Source organism: Nitrosomonas sp. HPC101, from assembly GCF_009833125.1.
Classification (GTDB): Bacteria; Pseudomonadota; Gammaproteobacteria; order Burkholderiales; family Nitrosomonadaceae; genus Nitrosomonas.
Window position 1 is genome coordinate 1 of record NZ_QRCC01000018.1, and the last position, 18322, is coordinate 18322.

Sequence of the window (18322 nt, forward strand, 5' to 3'; positions counted from 1 at the left end):
CACCACAGCCACAGCCACAGCCACAGCCACAGCCACAGCCACAGCCACAGCCACAGCCACAGCCACAGCCACAGCCACAGCTGAAGTCCCAACCTCAGCCAGCGATCAAGGTTGCACCTCCGCCCGTGCGTAAACCTGATATAGCCCTCAAGGATAAAACGGAAAAACCGCAGCCTAAAGAGGAAGTGAAGAAACCGGAGCCGGTAAAAAAGGAAGTACCGAAAGAGGAGTCTGCTAAAAAGCCGGTGGAAAAACCTGAACCGATGGAAGCAGTAAAGAAAGCGGAACCAATCAAGAAAGAAACACCCAAGGCTGAACCTGTTAAAAAAATAGAGCAAAAAGCCGAGAAAAAGGATGACACCCGGCAGCAGATCGAAGCGCAAAAGCGGGCACAGCAGCGTGAACAGGAGAGGGTTGCAGCAGAGGCAGCCCAAGCCAAAGCAGTGGGTGAAATTGAAAAATATAAAGCTATGATTCAGGCTAAGATTCGGAGCCGTATTATCATGCCACCGGATCTTCCGGGAAACCCTGCTGTGGAATTTACTGTAACCCTGTTACCAGGAGGCGATGTCCTGACAGTGACTTTGCGCAAATCAAGTGGTTACGCTGCGTTTGATGATGCGGTGGAAAGAGCGATTTATCTGGCCAAGCCCTTGCCTTTACCCCCGGATCCTGGATTGTTTAATGCATTTCGTAATTTAAATCTTACCGTTTACTATCGTGAGTAGTTTTTGACTTACCTCTACAACATGGCGTGGTGATTCGTATGCGTAATTTTTTGTATTACACCAGTGTGTTTCTCTTGTTATGGATGAGCACATCGCTCCAAGCTGCTCTTGATATCGAGATCTTCGGTGGTGGAGCCAACAGGATTCCGGTTGCCGTAGCTCCGTTTAATGGCGAAAGAGAACTTCCCCAAAATATTTCAGAAATTGTATCAGCCGATCTGGAACGCAGCGGGATATTCAAATTGGTTGACCCGCTGGGATTAACCTCACAAGAGCCGGTAAGTTATGTCGACTGGTTAGGGCGTGGTGCAAGCGCGCTGATTATCGGCAACACATCAACTTTGCCGGACGGGCGGGTGGATATCCAGTTTCGCTTGCTGGATGTTGCCAAACAGGTTCAACTGACCGGATTTAGTGGTACCGTCACGACCGGGCAGTTGCGTGCTTTTGCACATCGTATTGCGGATATTGTGTATGAGACATTGACAGGCGAACCCGGTGTATTTAGCACAAGAATTGCCTTTATCAGAAAACAAGGCAGCCAGTACGCATTACAGGTATCAGATTATGATGGATTCAATGCCCGTTCACTGGTCGAATATACCGAGCCGATCATCTCTCCGGCCTGGTCGCCTGATGGCAGCAGAATTGCCTACACCTCCTTTGAAAAGAAAAAACCGGTGGTCTATGTGCAGGCACTGGCAACCCCTGAGCGTAAGGCAGTGGCAAATTTTAAGGGGAGTAACAGTGCTCCGGCCTGGTCGCCTGATGGCAGCAAATTGGCTGTGGTTCTGACATTGCATGGTGGATCTCAAATTTATCTGATGAATGCGGATGGCAGCGGATTGCAGCGGATTTCACAAAGCCCGGGGATCGATACGGAACCCAGTTTTTCACCAGATGGAAAATGGCTGATATTTACTTCCGACAGAGGAGGAAGTGCACAGATATATCGTATGCCGTCATCTGCTGGTGCTGCTGAAAGATTAACCTTTGAAGGAGACTACAACGTTAGCCCACGTTATAGTCCGGATGGAAAACGATTTGTTTATGTCCACAGAAATGCCGGACGGTTCAGCATCGCTGTGCAAGATTTTTCAACTCGCCAGATGCAATTGTTAACGGATTCTGGCTTCAATGAATCTCCCAGTTTTTCCCCCAATAACCGTATGGTTCTATACACAACGGAAGTGAGCGGGCGTGGTATATTATCCATCGTTTCCAGTGATGGCCAGACAAGAAGTCGTTTTTCGCAGGAAGCGGGGGATATCCGGGAGGCAGTGTGGGGACCGTTACTGAAACAACGGTAATATGGACAGGAATACTCACTGAATGTGAGCTAATTATTTATTTATGGTGAGAAATGAAAAGAATTTTTACAGTAGTGGCCGTTATTAGCCTGCTGTCCGCGTGCGCCAGCGATAATGCACAACAAACTTCTGATATTGAGGATCACTCGTATAACAGGGGAGGAGAAAGTGAAGGTATACGCGGCGGCACCGGATCGGATGGTTTTGGGATGAATCCCCTGCAGGATCCCAACAACATATTATCTCGCCGTAGCGTTTATTTTGACTTTGACAGCTATACGGTAAAGGGTGAGTATCGTGATCTGGTGCTTGCACACGCTGCTTATCTGCGTGACAACCTCAATGCACAGGTACTGTTGCAAGGTAATACTGACGAACGCGGTAGTCGGGAATATAACCTCGCGTTGGGGCAACGCCGGGCCAACAGTGTAAAAGATATTCTACTGCTATCCGGTGCCCGTGATCAGCAGGTTGAAGCTGTTAGTCTGGGCGAAGAAAAACCACGTGTGCTAGGGAGTGACGAGTCATCCTGGGCCGAGAACCGGCGTACTGATATTCTCTATCAAGGAGAGTATTAATGTTTCTGCGCGCTTTCCTGCCATTATTTTTGCTCCTGGGTTGTAACGTTGCGCAGGCTGCGCTGTTTGGTGATTCTGAAACACGCGAGCAGCTGGAGGCGCTGCGCACAAAGGTACTGGAAATGGAAGCGCGCATGCAGCGCACGGAAGAAGTTTTTATGGGTCAGTCTTTGATCGAGTTACATTCTCAGGCAGAAGCGCTCAAGGAGGAAATGGGAAAACTGCGGGGACAAATAGAGGTACTTGAGGAGGAGAGTCGGTCATTACGCAAGCAACAAAAGGATTTTTACCTGGATCTTGACAACCGGCTGCGCCAGATTGAATCTGGTTCAGCGAGTGCTTCCGAGCCAGATTCCGGAATTTCTGTCCCGCCATCAGAACAATCAGCCGCTGATATAAAAAATACCGCCTCTCCCAAAACGCCTGTGATCCTGCAATTGCCGGATACGGCACAGCGTAATCGCTATGATGCAGCGTACGTACTGTTTAAGGATGGTGATTATTCCGGAGCCATAACTAGTTTCGAGAATTTTCTATCTCAGCATCCCCAATCTGCTCTGGCACCGTCTGCTGCATATTGGATTGGAAACGCGTATTACGCGATGAGAAATTTTGACAAGGCAATCTTTGCACAGCAGCAACTAATTGAAACTTACCCTGACAGCCCTAAAATACCGGACGGGCTGCTCAATATGGCAAGCAGTCAGGTTGAAACCGGTCAGAAGGCTGCTGCCAGACAAACATTGGAAAATCTCATTGCAAACTACCCTGGTACCGAAGCAGCAGAAAAAGCCAGGCGCCGTCTGGGATCTCTCAAATAAATTCTGATCATAGATATCGCCAGATTCAGCGTAAGTTGTTTCATTCATTTTTAAATTCCTCCCGACAAACGAGGGGAATATTCCAATTCCGCTAGAATCCGATGTTACGAGTTACGGAAATTTTCTACTCGCTTCAGGGGGAAACAAGCCGGATGGGGCTACCCACGGTATTTATCCGTCTGACTGGTTGCCCGCTACGCTGTGGATACTGTGATACCAGCTACGCATTCTCCGGTGGTGAGCGTATGGATATCAATGAAATCATGCGCAAAGTAGCTTCATTTTCACCGCGCTATATCACTGTTACGGGAGGGGAACCGCTGGCCCAGGCGGACAGCCTGGTTCTGCTGGCAGCCCTGTGTGATCACGGATATTCTGTTTCTCTTGAAACCAGTGGCGCACTGGATATTTCACAGGTGGATACGCGTGTATCCAGAATTCTGGATATTAAAACGCCCGGTTCTGGCGAAATGAAAAAAAATTACTGGAATAACCTTGATTGCCTGACTGCCCATGACGAAATAAAGTTCGTGTTATGCGACCGGGCCGATTACGATTGGGCAAAGCAAAAGCTTCAGGTGCTGAAGCTGGAGAATATTTGTCCGGTTTTATTCTCCCCGTCCTATAACCAGCTTGATCCCGCAGAACTGGCGGTCTGGATATTGCAAGATCGATTGCCGGTTCGTTTGCAGTTCCAGTTACATAAACTACTCTGGGGAGAATGTGCCGGGCGATAAAACGGCAGCTGGGATCGGTTTATGAAAAAAGCGGTCGTACTGTTATCAGGTGGTCTGGATTCCGCCACAACCCTTGCTATTGCCAGGGAAAGCGGATTTGCCTGTTATGCACTTAGTGTCGATTATGGCCAGCGCCATGCTGCCGAGCTGATTGCTGCAATGCAAATTGGTCAATCCCTTCAGGTCTGTGATCATCAGTTTCTCACGCTGGATTTAACTGTTCTTGCCCGCTCTGCGCTGACCGATCCTGCTATTGCTGTCCCGATATATGCTGCTAGCCCGGGAATTCCGGTCACTTACGTTCCAGCCCGGAACACCATTATGTTGTCACTGGCACTGGCGTGGGCAGAAGTGCTGGGCGCCCAGGACATTTTTATCGGCGTGACTGCCGTTGATTATTCCGGGTATCCGGATTGCCGGCCAGACTATATCAATGCTTTCGAGAAAATGGCGCAGCTGGCTACAAAAGCAGGAAGAGAAGGCAACCTTCTGAAAGTGCACACTCCTTTAATTGATCTGCCCAAGTGCGACATTATTCGTCGCGGCATCGCGCTCGGCATAGACTACAGCATAACTGTTTCCTGTTATCAGGCGGATGAAACCGGGTATGCCTGCGGCCAGTGCGATGCTTGCCATATCCGCAGGGCTGGTTTTGCAGCAGCAAGTATTCCCGATCCGACACACTACCAGCATCAGGGAAAATAGGGGACAGACCACGATTTTCGCCCAATGAGCGCGCCGTTGCGGGTCAATGCTTTCAGGATACGCTGGATGGTCTGGTCAAGCAGTGTCTGCAGTTGTTCAGCAGTCGGTGTGCGTACGCCATGGAACGCCGGTATGTCGCCCTGGATGTGATAGACGCCATCGAATACCAAACTAAAACGCTGAATCAGCGTAATCGGCAATGAAAGCACCCGTTGCCGCAGGGTACATTGGGAATAACGTGATCGACCAAGTGAGCAGCCGTCTGCGCCATGCGCAAAAACACCGCATTCAAGGAAGGCATCAAACTCGTCTCTGACAAAATCGGGTGAACCCGATCCGATCTCAGCCTCAACTTGCGCAAAGAAGGTCTCCACGTGCTCTGGTACCAACTGGTATAGGATAGTCTTTTCCGGTCGGTGTCGTTCATGGTGAGTGTATTTCCCAGCATCCGTGTGGTGGGTGGATGCGTGTAGATTCTCTTGTGGGTTGTGATACGCAGCCGTCGACATGATCTGCGAAGTTCGTTCTCAAAGTATCGACTTCTCGGGCCAGGCCTTGCGTTTGACATTCAGACCCTATTGTTTTAATACGTCACACCTTCCAGTCAGATTCAAAAACTTTATTTTCTTAACCCATACATGGATGCCCACGTTATGACAAGCTTTCAGTAAATCCCAAGAATCGCGATTCACTCATGTCAAGGCAAGGAAATGTCCTGCCGCACAAGCGATCCGGCAAAATTAAGGCTATCGAAACTTTCACCTATGGGGTGTGGGTGATAAAAAGAGGAGCGGCAATGAGGGTTTTGGCACAAAGGGTGCTTCCATTCAAGATAGAGGCAACGGACGAGACATTGACAACAAATGCAGGATTAGTGTTATTTGGCGAATTTGTCTATGGTCTGGGATTTAAGCGGTGGTTACAGCAAGAAATGCCAAAAGCCTGGGAGCGGACCAGCTATGCAGCGGACCTATATAACTCCGCTGGTGCTTATGCTCAATAATGGTGGCAGGTCGCTGGAAGCTATGCGTACCCTCAAGAGCGACGCTGCATTATCCAATTTGCTAAAATTGGGTGTGCTGCCGAGCACAGATGCGGTGGGCGTGCTCCGCACAGGAGGCGCTGGTAAAGGACTGGCAGGTTTTTCCCGCATTAATCGGCGGATCGTGTGCCACACGGTTCGTCAATCCGGTATTACCGCCTATACCCTGGACAACGGCGCCTCGCGCACCGCGTGGATCGCCGCCATGGACTACGCGATGGCCCACGGCAAGCAGTGGTCCATGTTGAAAGCGTTCGTGTAGTCAGGTACCGGCGAGCCTGATGGCACCACTGACGACTTCGGCAACCGTGAAATCGCGCCCGGCCAGCCGCAAAATTTCCGTATCGTCCGTGCGAAATACCGAAAATTTTAGACTCGATGAGCCCGCATTGATAACCAGAACAATACGACTGCTCATGCGCGCGCCTCGAGTACGATCACGCTGCGCGGTGCAACGGGGTAGATTCCCGCCACGATCGGCTGTTGGTGCTCGCGCGTAAAAATATCAGCAGGAGAGGATTGAGCGGTGTCGAGCGTCCGATGCCAGCGCCGCCCGCGCATGAGCGGCAAAGGCGCTTCTACGGACTGATCCGACATATTCAGGATCACGTGCAGGTCCTCTTCGTCATCGCGCAAAGCAGCGATCGTATAAGCAAGTAGACGTGCCTGCAGATCGTGCCAGGGCGGCTCATTGAGGCGCGCCCCATGCCAGGCGATATCGGGTATATCCCGCCCGGGTAGCGGTACGCCAGTAAAGAATCGATCGCTGGTAAGGCTGGGATGGCGGCGGCGCAACGCGATCAGCTCACGGGTATAACGCAGCATACCGGCATTGCGCTCGCTGAACTGCCAGTCGAACCAGCTAAGCGCGTTGTTCTGGCAATAGGCGTTGTTGTTGCCGCGCTGTGTGCGCAGCACTTCGTCACCGGCAAGCAGCATGGGCACTCCGCGCGATAGCATCATGATGGCCAAAAGATTTTTCGCTTGCCGTAGACGTAATGCATTCACGGCAGCATCGTCGGTCTCGCCCTCAACACCGCAGTTCCAGCTCAGATTGTCGTTACTGCCATCGCGATTGTCTTCCCCATTAGCTTCATTATGCTTGACGTTGTAGCTCACCAGATCGTAGAGGGTGAAGCCGTCGTGACAGGTAATGAAGTTAATACTGCTAATCGGCTTGCGCTTATCGTCAGCGTAGAGATCGGCACTGCCGGTGATACGTGTCGCGACTTCACCAATGAGCCCGGGATCCCCGCGCACAAAGCGACGTATCACATCCCGGTAGCGGCCGTTCCATTCCGACCAGGCCATACCGGGAAAAGCACCGACTTGATACAATCCAGCTGCATCCCAGGCCTCGGCGATCATCGGTACTCGCGCGAGGATGTGCGAGGATACGATGACCCAGGGAAAAGGTGGGTTGGCGAGTGGTACGCCATTGTCACCACGCACGAAGACGCTGGCAAGATCGAAGCGAAAACCGTCTACTCCGAGTACCTCCACCCAGTATTCCAGGCAATGTACGATGAATGCCGTTACCAATGGATGATTACAGTTCACGGTATTGCCGCAACCGGTAAAATCGAGGTAGCGGCGCCGGTCGCTAGCATCGAGGTGGTAAATAATATCGTTGGCGAGCCCGCGAAAATGAATTACTGGTCCGGCTTCGTCACCCTCCGCGGTGTGGTTGAAAACCACATCCAGCAGCACACGGATATCAGCCGCATGCAATGCATCGACCAAGTCGCGGAACTCCTGAGCGGAGTGCGCTGGATCGATGCAATAGCCCGGATGCGGTGCCCAGAAACTGTGTGTACTGTAACCCCAATAATTATGCAGTCCACGCTCCGCCACACCGGGCGGCACATCCTGCGTGTCGAAGGCCATCACCGGCAATAGCTCGACATGCGTCACACCCAGTGCTTGCAGATAGGGAATCTTCTCCTTAAGTGCGGTGAAGCTGCCAGGATGTCTCACTGCCGCTGACGGATGGCGGGTGAAAGCGCCCACATGCAACTCATAGATCACCGCGCCTTCCAGGTTGACCTGCTTCCAGTGCGATGCAGATGTTGCTCGCGAGAGCGGCTCGGCGACGATGGCACGTAAGCGATTCGAGCGGCTGTCTTGCTCAGTGCAGGCGAGCCTGCGATTCCACAGCATATCGCTCACTATCTGCGCCCAGGGATCAAGCAGTTCTTTTTCAGGATAGAAACGCCGCCCGGTCGCGGCAGTATCGCCGACACCATCCATGCGCCAGGTGTAATAGGTTCCGACGGGCAAGTTCTCCACAAACACATGCCAGAAGAAAAAACTGCGGTTCTGTTCGGAATCAAGCGGGATGATCTGAAACGGCGCGAGACTGTCTGCACTGGCATACAGTAACAGATCGACCCGGCTCGCATGTTGACTGAAAATACAGAAGTTCACACCGTCCGCCTCGGCAGTGGCGCCAGGCGGAAACCGGGTTCCCGGCTGGATCGCATAAGGCGGCGGAATCTCGTGACCAGTTGCCGATATCAAATCAGTTTCGTCTGGGTTGCGCACGCTTTGAGATCTCGCTTGAGTTGGCGATGATATACCATGCGCCCTACAACTTCACTGTTGCCGGATGGACATTCCAAATTTCGTCGCAGTACTCACCGATAGCGCGATCGGAGGAAAATTTACCGCTGCGTGCGGTATTGAGAATTGACATGCGCGTCCAGTTTTCCTTATCCTGCCACGCAGTATTAACTTGCTCCTGGCACGTGATATAGGCAGCGTAATCAGCCAGTACCAGAAATGGATCGGACTGAGTCAGATTGTCGATAACGGGACGAAACACCTCGCTATCACCGCGAGAGAAATAACCGCTACTAATGAGTTCCAGCACCGTGCGCAACTCGGTATTGCCAGCAACATAGTCACCTGGACGGTAGCCTTCACGCTTGATGCGTTCCACTTCTCTGGCGGTCAAGCCAAACAGGAAAAAATTCTCCGTCCCCACTTCTTCGCGTATTTCCACATTGGCGCCATCGAGCGTGCCAATAGTCAGCGCGCCGTTCAGCATAAACTTCATGTTACCGGTGCCGGAAGCCTCCCTGCCGGCAGTGGAAATCTGCTCCGACAAATCGGCAGCCGGATAAATGAGATGAGCGTTCTGCACATTAAAGTTGGGCACAAAAGCGACTTTCATGCGGGTATTCACCGCCGGATCAGCATTGACTGTTTCGGCCACGGCATTGATGAGCTTGATGATACGTTTGGCCATGAAATAACCTGGCGCCGCTTTGCCACCGAAAATGAACGCGCGCGGCGGAATTGTAAGCTCTGGATTCTCCTTGAGACGGCGATAAAGCGTGACAATATGCAATACGCTCAGATGCTGGCGCTTGTATTCATGGATACGCTTGACCAGAATATCGAACAGCCAGTTTGGGTCAAGTTCAACCTTGGCGTGTGTGCGGATATAATCGGCCAGGCGCTGCTTATTGGCTTCTTTGACCGCGCGCCACTTGCTCCTGAATGCAGCATTACCTGCCTCCGCTTCTAATTGGCGCAGTTGTCCTGGATCTTCCAGCCATTGCTCACCCAGCGTATCATTCAGCAGGCCGCGCAATCCCGGATTGGCCAGCGCCAGGAAGCGGCGCGGCGTGACACCGTTAGTTTTATTGATGAAGCGCTCAGGCCACATCTCATAAAAATCCTTCAGCACGCTGGCCTTGAGCAGATCGGAATGCAATGCAGCGACACCGTTAATGGCATGACTGCCGACAGTGGCGAGATGCGCCATGCGGATACGCTTGTCACCTTCCTCGCCAATCAACGACATACGCGCAACACGCGCTTCATCATTCGGAAAACGCGCGCGTACTTCAGCAAGGAAACGCTGGTTGATTGCGTAGATAATTTCCAGATGGCGTGGCAGAAGTTCTGCGAACATCGGTAGCGGCCAGGTCTCCAGTGCCTCGGGTAACAGTGTGTGGTTGGTATAGCCAAAGGTTTGCATCGTGATCGCCCAAGCTGCATCCCAATCCAATCCCCGCTCGTCCACGAGCAAACGCATCAATTCAGCTACCCCGATGGAAGGATGGGTGTCATTAAGCTGCACGGCAAAGCGTTGCGCAAAATTCTCTACCGGCACACCGGCAAGATCGAGCAGATGCAGCATATCCTGCAGTGAGCATGAGACGAAAAAATACTGCTGGCTCAAGCGCAGCTGCTTGCCAATCTCCGGCTCGTCGTTGGGATAAAGTACCTTGGTGACCGTTTCGGAAATCATCTTGTCCTCCACCGCCTGGTAGTAATCGCCGGTATTGAATGCCTGGAAGTCGAAAGATTCCACCGCCTCGGCGCTCCACAACCGCAGGGTGTTACAGGTATTGACGTCATAACCCTGTATGGGTGTGTCGTAGGCAGTGCCCTTCACCACCCGCTGCGGCACCCAGCGCACACGATCATTCCCCGTTTCATCACGATAATGTTCGGTGTGGCCACCCAAGTTGATGTAGTAGGCGATTTCGGGCTTGACAATTTCCCACGGATTACCATGGCGCAACCATTTGTCCGTTACTTCCGCCTGCCAACCATCCTGAATCTCCTGATCAAAGATGCCAAACTCATAGCGAATGCCATAGCCTATGGCCGGACATTGCAGTGTCGCCAGCGAATCGAGATAACAAGCGGCCAGTCTCCCCAGACCGCCATTACCCAGTCCTGGTTCTTCTTCGCAAGCCATGATGGTATCGAGATCCCCACCTAATTCCGCCAGTGCTTTGCGGGCCGCTTGTTCGAGACCAAGATTCACCAGATTATTGCCAAGGTGCGGCCCCATGAGAAATTCTGCTGAGAGATAACAAACGACCTTACGACTGAGATCGAAGTAGGTTTGCGTCGTGCTGAGCCAGCGCTGCAACATACGATCGCGCACAGCCAACGCCAGCGCGAAGTAATAGTCATGCGCGCTCGCCATTGCAGGCAAGCGCCCAATGGAATAACGCAGATGGTCTTTCACTGCCTGCCTGAGCGCAGCGGGTTGCATGCCAGTGCGAACATCCGTATCGGTTAAGCTTGCAGCAGCTGCCGATGTAACGACTGACGCAGCGCTTTTGGATTGTTTTTGAGGTATTTTGCTCATATTGCTCGAATCCTTTTAGAGTTGTTTAATCGCTGCCGAGGAAACTGTCTGCAGTAGATCAGTCTATTTTTGGACAGCCTCCTAGCTTCGATCATGGTTTCCCCACGATAAAATGATGAGCAAGACGAGACTTCAATAAGATGTTTTTTTATGGTGTGCTGTCATATGTCTCATGGATCGCTTGCTCAGCCAACCAATGAGCATGGTGCTCGCGCACGACAGCAATCGCCTCATCAGCGCTATCCACGCAGCGCGGAATCTTCATGTCTTCGGGATTAGCTAACTCGAATCCGGGATGCAGCATCATCTGTTTCGTCCAGTCAACCAGACCCAGCCGCATCGAATCGGTAAAGATCAGCGGCGTATCGTGCAGGTGGCGTATCTGCAACAGCTGCCAGATCATCGTGGACTCGAGCATCGTGCCGATACCACCTGGCGCGACAATAAAAGCATCAGACAACAACACGAAGTGATGCAGGCGGGTGAAGAGCGTCTGATGTTCGAAAGCCTCTCTGACAAACGGATTGACCTCCTGTTCGAACGGCAATCGGACGCGGATGCCGATGGTGTATAGGAAAAATAAACGTCTTTGAAATCGAACCTATCAGAAAAGAATTCGGTTGTCAATCTGGCCGGAAAGTCATTCTAAATTCGCAAAAATTTGTCTTTGATCAGCAGCAAAAAGTGTTGGTTTTGCCTTCTTCTTACCCTTCACGCAAAAAACGCCCAAGGGGGATGTCATCCATTCAGGAAATGCACCGAAAATATGGACCTGGTTCCTCAGACAGACCCTAAAGGATCAAAGATTTGCGCAGGTGAACGTGGCGGCGCTTGATGATACGCACCGAGGCCGGGGGGGTCCGGCACATCGATCGTCATTCGTATCGGATACATTACTTCTGTCTTCTTATTGCCTGGCACAATCTCAGAGCAAAGCTTCGCATTTGGCGCGAGCACACCATGGAAACGAATGAGGTTGAGTCTTGGCCACTTTGTATACTCTTGTTCATCCAGATCGGCACCATTACCTTCATTTCGATTGTCGCCACAGTCCTGTCCACCTCTGCAAACCCCGGCATCAGCCAGTCCTGGATCTACGGTGGCTGGAGCATGCTGGTGCTGGTCTCCCTGCTGCTCATTCCTCATGCTTCGGAGCACCACGGTGTCTGGTAGACCTCTGTCCGGCAGAAACAGCCGAGCGATTGCGTCTCGACAATCGATCAGCTGTGTGGCACTCTAGATCGATCTGGCATTTTTAACTCGCATCTGTAAATTCCACTCAGGAGCACACAGCATGAGTTTCAAGCCCGAGGAGCACTCCAAAGACAGCCCCCCACTCTCTCCCTGGTGGATGCGCACGATTGGCATCATCATGGTGCTCGGGTTCGCGGTACTGCTGGCCATCACGTATCTGGGTTATCGCAACGCGCCGCCAATTCCCGGGAAGGTCACCGGCTCGGACGGCCAAGTACTGTTCACAAAGGCCGACGTGGGTGCAGGCCAGAGCGTGTTCCTGAAGCACGGCCTGATGAACAATGGTTCCATCTGGGGTCACGGCGCCTATCTGGGCCCGGACTTTTCCGCTGATGCGCTGCACAAGATCGGCATGGACAGCGCCGACATACTGGCCCAGCAGCAGCTCAATCAGCCATTCGATCAGCTGGACAAGATCCAGCAGGCAAGCATCACCGCACAGGTTGCCGTGACCTTGAAAACGAATCGCTATGATCCGGAAACCGATATTCTGACCCTGACCCCGGCTGAGACACTGGCTCTGAAAAAACAGCCGGGCTACTGGAAGGAGTACTTCAGCAACCCGGCCAATAGCGCCGGTCTGAAGGCCGGAAGCCTCTCGGATCCCGAGGAACTCCGGCAGTTTTCCGCCTTTGTGGCCTGGACGGCATGGGCCTCGGTCGCCGAGCGCCCCGGCTACGGTCATTCATATACCAACAACTTCCCCTATGATCCGCTGGTCGGCAACCACCCAACCGCCGGCACGACATTCTGGAGCGCTATGAGCCTGATCGTCCTGCTGGGCGGTATCGCGTTTATGCTGCTGCTTTCAGGTCGTTTCGAGGATATCGGATGGATCAGCGCAGGCCCCGGCACGCAGCCTTTCGCACCAGCCGGCGAGTCTACTTCTGCCCAACGGGCGCTGGTGAAATTCAGTGTTCTGGTTACGGCATTGTTTCTGTTTCAGACATTGGTGGGCGGTGCTGTGGCCCATTACCGGATCGAACCTGACGGGTTCTATGGGATCCCTCTGGAAAAGATCTTCCCAAGCAACCTGCTGCGTACATGGCACCTGCAAAGCGCCCTGATGTGGATCGCCACATCCTATGTCGCCGCCGCGCTGTTCCTGGGTTCGACCTTACGTCGAAACGTGCCCGAAGCACTGGCCGGCTGGGCACATTTTCTGTTTGCCGCCTTTGTAATTGTGATCGTCGGCAGTCTTCTGAGTATCTGGCTGGGTATCTCGCAGTTGCTCGGTGACTGGTGGTTCTGGATTGGCAACCAAGGCTGGGAGTACCTCGAACTGGGTCGCGCGTGGCAATACCTGCTTGCCATTGGTCTATTGGTATGGTTCGGGGTACTGTGGTGGCTCGCCCGACCGGCCAAGGTCGACAAAACCGAGGCGCGCCCGATCGTACGCATGTTCATGGTGGCCGCACTGGCCATCCCGGTGTTCTACCTGCCCGCCCTGTTCTATGGTGCCGAGACCAATTTTACTATCGTAGACACTTGGCGCTTCTGGATCATCCATCTCTGGGTCGAAGGCTTCTTCGAATTCTTTGCCACAACCGTCGTGGCGCTGATTTTATACCAATTAGGCCTGGCCCGGCGCAACACCGCCCTGGGGGTCATCTACCTCGATGCTATTCTTTACTTCCTGGGCGGCCTGATTGGCACCGGGCACCACTGGTATTTTTCGGGGCACTCCAGCTTCAACCTGGCGGCAGCCGCCCTGGTCTCGGTCCTCGAGGTCGTTCCGCTGACGTTGTTGACGCTGGATGCATGGCGATTCATACAGACTGCGCGCGGCGGAGAAGGCGCCGACGGCAAACGTGTGCGCATCCCCCATAAATGGACGATCTACTTCCTGATTGCCGTCGGTTTCTGGAATTTCTTTGGCGCAGGTGTATTCGGATTCCTGATCAATCTGCCCATTGTCAGCTACTACGAAGTCGGCACACAGATCACTCCCACCCACGGGCACGCAGCCTTGATGGGTGTATTCGGTATGCTGGGTCTTGCCGTGACGGTCTTCACACTGCGGCAGACAGCCAGCGATGAGGACTGGCCCGGAATCGAGAAATACGTCCGCATTGCCTATTGGGGCACAAATGCCGGCCTGCTGATGATGGTGCTCATGAGCCTGTTCCCCAGTGGTGCGCTGCAAATGTGGGATGTCATGCAGAACGGATACTGGCACGCACGATCGCAGGCCTACATCCACAAGGATCTGTCACTGATCATCGAATGGCTGCGCCTGCCCGGCGATCTGGTATTCATCATCTTTGGCTCGATTCCGATCACCATTGCAGCCGTCAGAGGATGGCAGGGCGTGCGCCGCCGCGCCTGAGCGTAACGGGCGCACCAATCAGCACGGCGACCTGGAGCAAAACACTGGGGGTCAGATCGAATTCATCCACGATCTGCTTCATTGTGTAATCTCCCGTGTGATATGCAGCCGCAATCCCTTTATTTCTGTCACTAAAAAGGTAGCTATCTTTCTCTACCAGAAGCGATTTATAACGCCCCTGATAAACATGCCCAACATGATTACGATTGAATTGCTGAGTATATACGCCATTCAATTGCCGATCTTCTTGGATAAATTCGCTCCAACCGTTTCCACAACACTATGATAGTGATTATCCATCAGGCATACGCATAACAAACCCAATTAAATCGTTTACAATCGTGACCAAACAACGTCACTTAATAAGTGCGATCTGAATCGAAAAGTCACCGTGTAGATGAACACGACAACTCCCTTGACAAACAGCAGATTCTCACCCGCTAGAATTTGCAGCATTACCCTGCCGCTGGGATGGCGGCCACACTGTCAGCTATGTCCAAGATAGCTGTGGAATACTCCCTCCGGATCATGGCGAGTGCGCAGTTGCTCAAGGTGTTTCCAGTTATTTTCGCTGAAACACTGTACGTAGCGCTGCGGATTCGTCCGTCCTTCGACCTCGTTGACATAGTGCCCCGCGGCAAAGGGATCCATCAGCGGCAGCGTTTCCTTCAGCCAGGCGAAATTGCGCGGGTCGTCCTGCTCCTCGTTCCAGATCGCGTAGCAGCCAACGAAGGCGTCGGCTTGCGAAGACATGCATGAATCGACAGGAACCGGAGTGCCCAAGTCGTAGGTCGCCAGGACGTGGGCATCCCGGGTTGGCGCCTTGTACATATGATCCCTCAGCGCCAGCAGCGTCTCGGAGCCCTGGTCGGTCAGCACATTGTCGAGCGCGTAGGTGGAAAAGGACGACTGGCCGAAGAAGTTGCCGAAGATCGGCTGGCCGTGCAGGTGCAGGGTGTGCGAGCCGTCGCTGCGCTTGCCACCGAAATTGAGATTGAAGTTCTCGGCACAGTGGGTCGGGTCGCCGCGCTTGCAGGGCATACACTGGCCGCAGGAGCAAAAACTCAGGACGACGTGATCACCTGGCTGGAGCCTGGTCACGCTTGTGCCGATCTTCTCAACGACTCCAGAACCTTTATGGCCGAAGACAGCCGGAAATGTCACCGGGTAGACCTGATCGCGGCAGATCAGATCGGTGTGGCAAAGGCCGACCCCGACGACGCGCACCAGCACTTCGTCCTCGCGCGGCGCGTCCATAATAGGAGTCGCCCCCCTTTCCCTCTGAGCAGAGAATCGGTGCTCATTCCTGGAGGAGTGGGACCGGATCATCACCCACTTCCACTCGGTGAAGGTGTCGATTCCCTCGCGGTCGAAAGCGCTGTCGCCGATACCTTCGAAGGGAGCATGCGGCTCGTTCATCGTTTCCCGATCCCGGGTGTATAGGAAAAATAAACGCCCTTTTTCATAAGAACCGAATGTATCGGGAAAGGAATTTGGTTGTCAACCTGGCCGGAAAGTCATCCGGAATTCGCAAAAATTTATCTTTGGTCAGCAGAGAGCAGCAAATGCACATGATTGGTCATGAGCACATAGGCATACACCTGCAACCAGTTTTGCCTGCGTGTTTGGTCAACCGGTAGTTCCCCTTTTAGGGGGTGCTCAAAAGTAGAGGCTATGCTGATAGATGTACTTCATTTTTAAACCTTACTGATATCCCGACCTTCGTCGGCGGGATTTTTTGCCTGCTGTTCGGATTAGGATCCGGGTTTACATCAGGTTGTATGCAAATGCGTACTTATCCCAAGAAGCCTTGGATGATTCTGTGGATAATTGGGGCAAGTCACCAGTCTGTAACAATTAATCGGGGTGCTTGTTATTTGGGCAATAGTTTGGAGAAATTATGCTTGTCCTTGATTGTCTTCTGAGCCGACCAGGGTAAGGTCGGGTTTGATGTAACTGGATACGGCTTCTTTGAGCTGGGAGGCGTAATTGTAGATTTCAGTCAGGTCCGAGATTTGGAATATATTTTCCTCTTTGCCGTTGAGTACTCCGATTGCCAATCTGGATGGGTTATTAAATCTAAGCCGACAGATGGGGCGGCGATTGCTGTTATCGAATAATATCGCGCAGTAGGTTTTTGCATCTCTCAGGAAAATCCTGTTCGGATTGGCTATTTCCCGTAAGATCGCGCGGATAATGCGAAATCCTTCCAGTTCGTCCTCGGTAGTGATGATTTCGTGAATTTTTTCAGCTTTTCGACGTGCTGATCTCTGAATTCAAGTATGTTGAATTCAAAAAAGGGCTTGCTGTCCATTTTGTTTGAATTTTCCAGGTCAGTGTAAAACTGATAGGTAATGCCATTGGTTAGTACGGCGAGGCGGGCTTCTGTTACATGAAACTACCGGACAAGCTGAGATGCGTGGTTCCGATCCAGTTCGTTTTCACTTTTCTTGCATTCAATGAGTATGATCGGTTTACTAGCTTTCAGTATGGCGTAATCTACTTTTTCACCTCTTTTGAGTCCGACATCTGCAGTCAGCTCAGGCGTGACTTCTGCCGGATTGAAGACATCGTATCCCAGAATTTTTATAAAGGGCATGATCAGTGCATTCTTTGTGGCTTCTTCAATCTGAAGAGAATCTTTTACTTTTCTTATGCGTGAGGCCAGTTCTTTGAGTTGATCGATCATGTCCATGCTTTCTCCTTATCCGATAAAAATTATCCACGACTTTATGAGTTCGTGGCGCAGAAGATTTTTAACGGAAGATATTGAAGAAGATTGAGAAGTTGAGTGCCTTACTTCACTTTGCGCTTGAGCACCTGTTGACGAATATCTCCATCAAGCAATCAACAACGCCCTTTTTTCGCTTGACCAGGAGGGCAATGATATCCAGGGTTTATAGTACCTCCTGGATAAACATTACTCGGATAAACCGGGTATGCATGCCGTGGGTAATTATTATATTGATAATGATCTGGTTTTGTAGTGAGTGCAGTACCTGCTGACGCTCCTAATGCGCCACCTATAATTGCGCCGCTACGACCACCAAGCTCATTTCCCAGCGCGGCTCCGGCAGCTCCTCCGATTGCCCCGCCAACGGCCGCATCCAGAGTGGAGTTATCAGCGCCGACTTCCATAGCAACAAATGCGAATATCGGTAAAAAGTATTTTAAATTCATGAAATTGGTTCCTCGTAAGATGGGATATAAAAATTTATTCGGATTTGTTTTTTTGTTCTTGTGGCAACATTCTGTTGTTTGTCGTCGCCATCGACTTTATCTGTTAGTTTAGCAACTTGATCAGCCAGTCTTGCTTCAAGATATTGCTGTTCTTCTTCCATTACTTTCATGATTTCTGCAACGTGTGTAATGGCCTTTGTTGGATAGAGTTCGTTTATTCTTTTTGGTTCTCTGCCTGTTGTTGGCCATTCGGAACAGACATTCCTCCATAACGCCAGTTCAATAATCTTATCTGTGTCTGGCATCGATTCACCATCAAACCATTTTTTACAGTGGATTGTGTAACTTCAAGCAGGCAGCGATAGTACTGTTTGTCTTCCGTGAGGCTTTAGGTCCCTTTCCGTACAAAGTTCAGTTAAACGTTCAGAGAATGCGAGACGAGTATCTTTCACGGGTAAAATTATATCTCCATCCATAATTACTTCAACCACATCCGCTTGCCTCATTTCTGGCTTATCAGAA

General features: G+C 51.9%; 20 protein-coding genes. 10 read left to right on the forward strand and 10 right to left on the reverse strand.

Annotated features, from left to right (window positions below):
* The 6 genes from tolA to queC all read left to right on the forward strand — a co-directional run.
* A partial coding sequence (gene tolA, locus ABO04_RS11300) for a cell envelope integrity protein TolA (protein ID WP_160810777.1) occupies positions 1-728 on the forward strand: 728 nt, incomplete at its 5' end.
* A 38-nt stretch (positions 729-766) separates the two neighbouring features.
* Complete coding sequence (gene tolB, locus ABO04_RS11305; RefSeq protein WP_160810779.1) at positions 767-2038, forward strand: Tol-Pal system beta propeller repeat protein TolB; 1272 nt, start codon at positions 767-769, stop codon at positions 2036-2038.
* A gap of 53 nt (positions 2039-2091) precedes the next feature.
* Positions 2092-2616 (forward strand): peptidoglycan-associated lipoprotein Pal, encoded by a 525-nt coding sequence (gene pal, locus ABO04_RS11310; protein WP_160810780.1) that lies wholly within the window; start codon positions 2092-2094, stop codon positions 2614-2616.
* On the forward strand, positions 2616-3437 hold the full coding sequence (gene ybgF, locus ABO04_RS11315) for a tol-pal system protein YbgF (RefSeq protein WP_160810782.1): 822 nt from the start codon (positions 2616-2618) through the stop codon (positions 3435-3437). The genes pal and ybgF overlap by 1 nt, the downstream gene beginning before the upstream one ends.
* A gap of 101 nt (positions 3438-3538) precedes the next feature.
* Positions 3539-4174, forward strand: a complete 636-nt coding sequence (gene queE, locus ABO04_RS11320; RefSeq protein ID WP_160810784.1) for a 7-carboxy-7-deazaguanine synthase QueE — start codon at positions 3539-3541, stop codon at positions 4172-4174.
* Between the two features lie 21 nt (positions 4175-4195).
* Positions 4196-4879, forward strand: a complete 684-nt coding sequence (queC, locus tag ABO04_RS11325) for a 7-cyano-7-deazaguanine synthase QueC (RefSeq protein WP_160810785.1) — start codon at positions 4196-4198, stop codon at positions 4877-4879.
* Here queC and ABO04_RS11330 read toward each other — a convergent pair.
* Positions 4867-5388, reverse strand: coding sequence for a hypothetical protein (locus tag ABO04_RS11330; protein ID WP_160810787.1), 522 nt, complete (start codon positions 5386-5388; stop codon positions 4867-4869). The genes queC and ABO04_RS11330 overlap by 13 nt on opposite strands.
* Positions 5389-5573: 185 nt before the next feature.
* Between ABO04_RS11330 and ABO04_RS11335 the strand changes: the two genes are divergently transcribed.
* Together ABO04_RS11335 and ABO04_RS11340 are read left to right on the forward strand one after the other, a co-directional pair.
* Positions 5574-5882 carry a hypothetical protein gene (locus ABO04_RS11335; RefSeq protein ID WP_160810789.1) on the forward strand — a complete coding sequence of 103 codons (309 nt, stop codon included), beginning with the start codon at positions 5574-5576 and terminating at the stop codon, positions 5880-5882.
* Positions 5883-5904: 22 nt separating this feature from the next.
* Complete coding sequence (locus ABO04_RS11340) at positions 5905-6183, forward strand: hypothetical protein (protein WP_160810791.1); 279 nt, start codon at positions 5905-5907, stop codon at positions 6181-6183.
* Here ABO04_RS11340 and ABO04_RS11345 read toward each other — a convergent pair whose 3' ends face one another.
* From ABO04_RS11345 to ABO04_RS11360, 4 genes are all read right to left on the reverse strand, one after another.
* Entirely contained in the window at positions 6184-6339 is a 156-nt protein-coding gene (locus tag ABO04_RS11345) for a hypothetical protein (RefSeq protein WP_160810793.1), read from the reverse strand.
* The gene (gene glgX, locus ABO04_RS11350; protein WP_205012792.1) at positions 6336-8465 is read right to left on the reverse strand and encodes a glycogen debranching protein GlgX; all 2130 of its coding nucleotides are present in this window, start codon (positions 8463-8465) and stop codon (positions 6336-6338) included. Before glgX ends, ABO04_RS11345 begins: the two co-directional genes overlap by 4 nt.
* A 43-nt stretch (positions 8466-8508) precedes the next feature.
* Complete coding sequence (locus ABO04_RS11355) at positions 8509-11037, reverse strand: glycogen/starch/alpha-glucan phosphorylase (protein WP_160810795.1); 2529 nt, start codon at positions 11035-11037, stop codon at positions 8509-8511.
* A gap of 148 nt (positions 11038-11185) precedes the next feature.
* Complete coding sequence (locus ABO04_RS11360) at positions 11186-11602, reverse strand: LOG family protein (protein WP_160810821.1); 417 nt, start codon at positions 11600-11602, stop codon at positions 11186-11188.
* Positions 11603-11997: 395 nt separating this feature from the next.
* On the opposite strand from ABO04_RS11360, the gene ABO04_RS11365 reads away from it, so the two are divergent.
* Positions 11998-12210: a hypothetical protein gene (locus ABO04_RS11365; RefSeq protein ID WP_160810797.1), complete on the forward strand. Its 213-nt coding sequence runs from the start codon at positions 11998-12000 to the stop codon at positions 12208-12210.
* A 121-nt stretch (positions 12211-12331) separates the two neighbouring features.
* Positions 12332-14620 carry a cbb3-type cytochrome c oxidase subunit I gene (locus ABO04_RS11370; RefSeq protein ID WP_160810798.1) on the forward strand — a complete coding sequence of 763 codons (2289 nt, stop codon included), beginning with the start codon at positions 12332-12334 and terminating at the stop codon, positions 14618-14620.
* Here ABO04_RS11370 and ABO04_RS11955 read toward each other — a convergent pair.
* From ABO04_RS11955 to ABO04_RS11395, 5 genes are all read right to left on the reverse strand, one after another.
* Positions 14586-14855 carry a hypothetical protein gene (locus ABO04_RS11955; protein WP_205012793.1) on the reverse strand — a complete coding sequence of 90 codons (270 nt, stop codon included), beginning with the start codon at positions 14853-14855 and terminating at the stop codon, positions 14586-14588. The two genes, ABO04_RS11370 and ABO04_RS11955, sit on opposite strands and share 35 nt — an antisense overlap.
* A gap of 251 nt (positions 14856-15106) precedes the next feature.
* The gene (locus ABO04_RS11380; protein ID WP_205012794.1) at positions 15107-16039 is read right to left on the reverse strand and encodes an alcohol dehydrogenase catalytic domain-containing protein; all 933 of its coding nucleotides are present in this window, start codon (positions 16037-16039) and stop codon (positions 15107-15109) included.
* A 979-nt stretch (positions 16040-17018) separates the two neighbouring features.
* Positions 17019-17315: a type I restriction enzyme HsdR N-terminal domain-containing protein gene (locus ABO04_RS12165; protein WP_240141538.1), complete on the reverse strand. Its 297-nt coding sequence runs from the start codon at positions 17313-17315 to the stop codon at positions 17019-17021.
* Between the two features lie 152 nt (positions 17316-17467).
* On the reverse strand, positions 17468-17800 hold the full coding sequence (locus tag ABO04_RS11390; RefSeq protein WP_160810799.1) for a hypothetical protein: 333 nt from the start codon (positions 17798-17800) through the stop codon (positions 17468-17470).
* Complete coding sequence (locus ABO04_RS11395) at positions 17797-18105, reverse strand: hypothetical protein (protein WP_160810800.1); 309 nt, start codon at positions 18103-18105, stop codon at positions 17797-17799. The genes ABO04_RS11390 and ABO04_RS11395 overlap by 4 nt, the downstream gene beginning before the upstream one ends.
* Between the last annotated feature and the right edge of the window lie 217 nt (positions 18106-18322).

What these genes read in the sequence shown, in the direction of transcription:
- pal (WP_160810780.1), top strand. Translation starts at nt 2,092, where the DNA reads ATGAAAAGAATTTTTACAGTAGTGGCCGTTATTAGCCTGCTGTCCGCG.
- queC (WP_160810785.1), top strand. Translation starts at nt 4,196, where the DNA reads ATGAAAAAAGCGGTCGTACTGTTATCAGGTGGTCTGGATTCCGCCACA.
- queE (WP_160810784.1), top strand. Translation starts at nt 3,539, where the DNA reads ATGTTACGAGTTACGGAAATTTTCTACTCGCTTCAGGGGGAAACAAGC.
- ABO04_RS11355 (WP_160810795.1), bottom strand. Translation starts at nt 11,037, where the DNA reads ATGAGCAAAATACCTCAAAAACAATCCAAAAGCGCTGCGTCAGTCGTT.
- ABO04_RS11380 (WP_205012794.1), bottom strand. Translation starts at nt 16,039, where the DNA reads ATGAACGAGCCGCATGCTCCCTTCGAAGGTATCGGCGACAGCGCTTTC.
- ABO04_RS11390 (WP_160810799.1), bottom strand. Translation starts at nt 17,800, where the DNA reads ATGAATTTAAAATACTTTTTACCGATATTCGCATTTGTTGCTATGGAA.
- ybgF (WP_160810782.1), top strand. Translation starts at nt 2,616, where the DNA reads ATGTTTCTGCGCGCTTTCCTGCCATTATTTTTGCTCCTGGGTTGTAAC.
- ABO04_RS11395 (WP_160810800.1), bottom strand. Translation starts at nt 18,105, where the DNA reads ATGCCAGACACAGATAAGATTATTGAACTGGCGTTATGGAGGAATGTC.
- tolB (WP_160810779.1), top strand. Translation starts at nt 767, where the DNA reads ATGCGTAATTTTTTGTATTACACCAGTGTGTTTCTCTTGTTATGGATG.
- ABO04_RS11370 (WP_160810798.1), top strand. Translation starts at nt 12,332, where the DNA reads ATGAGTTTCAAGCCCGAGGAGCACTCCAAAGACAGCCCCCCACTCTCT.
- ABO04_RS11345 (WP_160810793.1), bottom strand. Translation starts at nt 6,339, where the DNA reads ATGAGCAGTCGTATTGTTCTGGTTATCAATGCGGGCTCATCGAGTCTA.
- ABO04_RS11330 (WP_160810787.1), bottom strand. Translation starts at nt 5,388, where the DNA reads ATGTCGACGGCTGCGTATCACAACCCACAAGAGAATCTACACGCATCC.
- ABO04_RS11365 (WP_160810797.1), top strand. Translation starts at nt 11,998, where the DNA reads ATGGAAACGAATGAGGTTGAGTCTTGGCCACTTTGTATACTCTTGTTC.
- ABO04_RS12165 (WP_240141538.1), bottom strand. Translation starts at nt 17,315, where the DNA reads ATGGACATGATCGATCAACTCAAAGAACTGGCCTCACGCATAAGAAAA.
- ABO04_RS11340 (WP_160810791.1), top strand. Translation starts at nt 5,905, where the DNA reads ATGCGTACCCTCAAGAGCGACGCTGCATTATCCAATTTGCTAAAATTG.
- ABO04_RS11335 (WP_160810789.1), top strand. Translation starts at nt 5,574, where the DNA reads ATGTCAAGGCAAGGAAATGTCCTGCCGCACAAGCGATCCGGCAAAATT.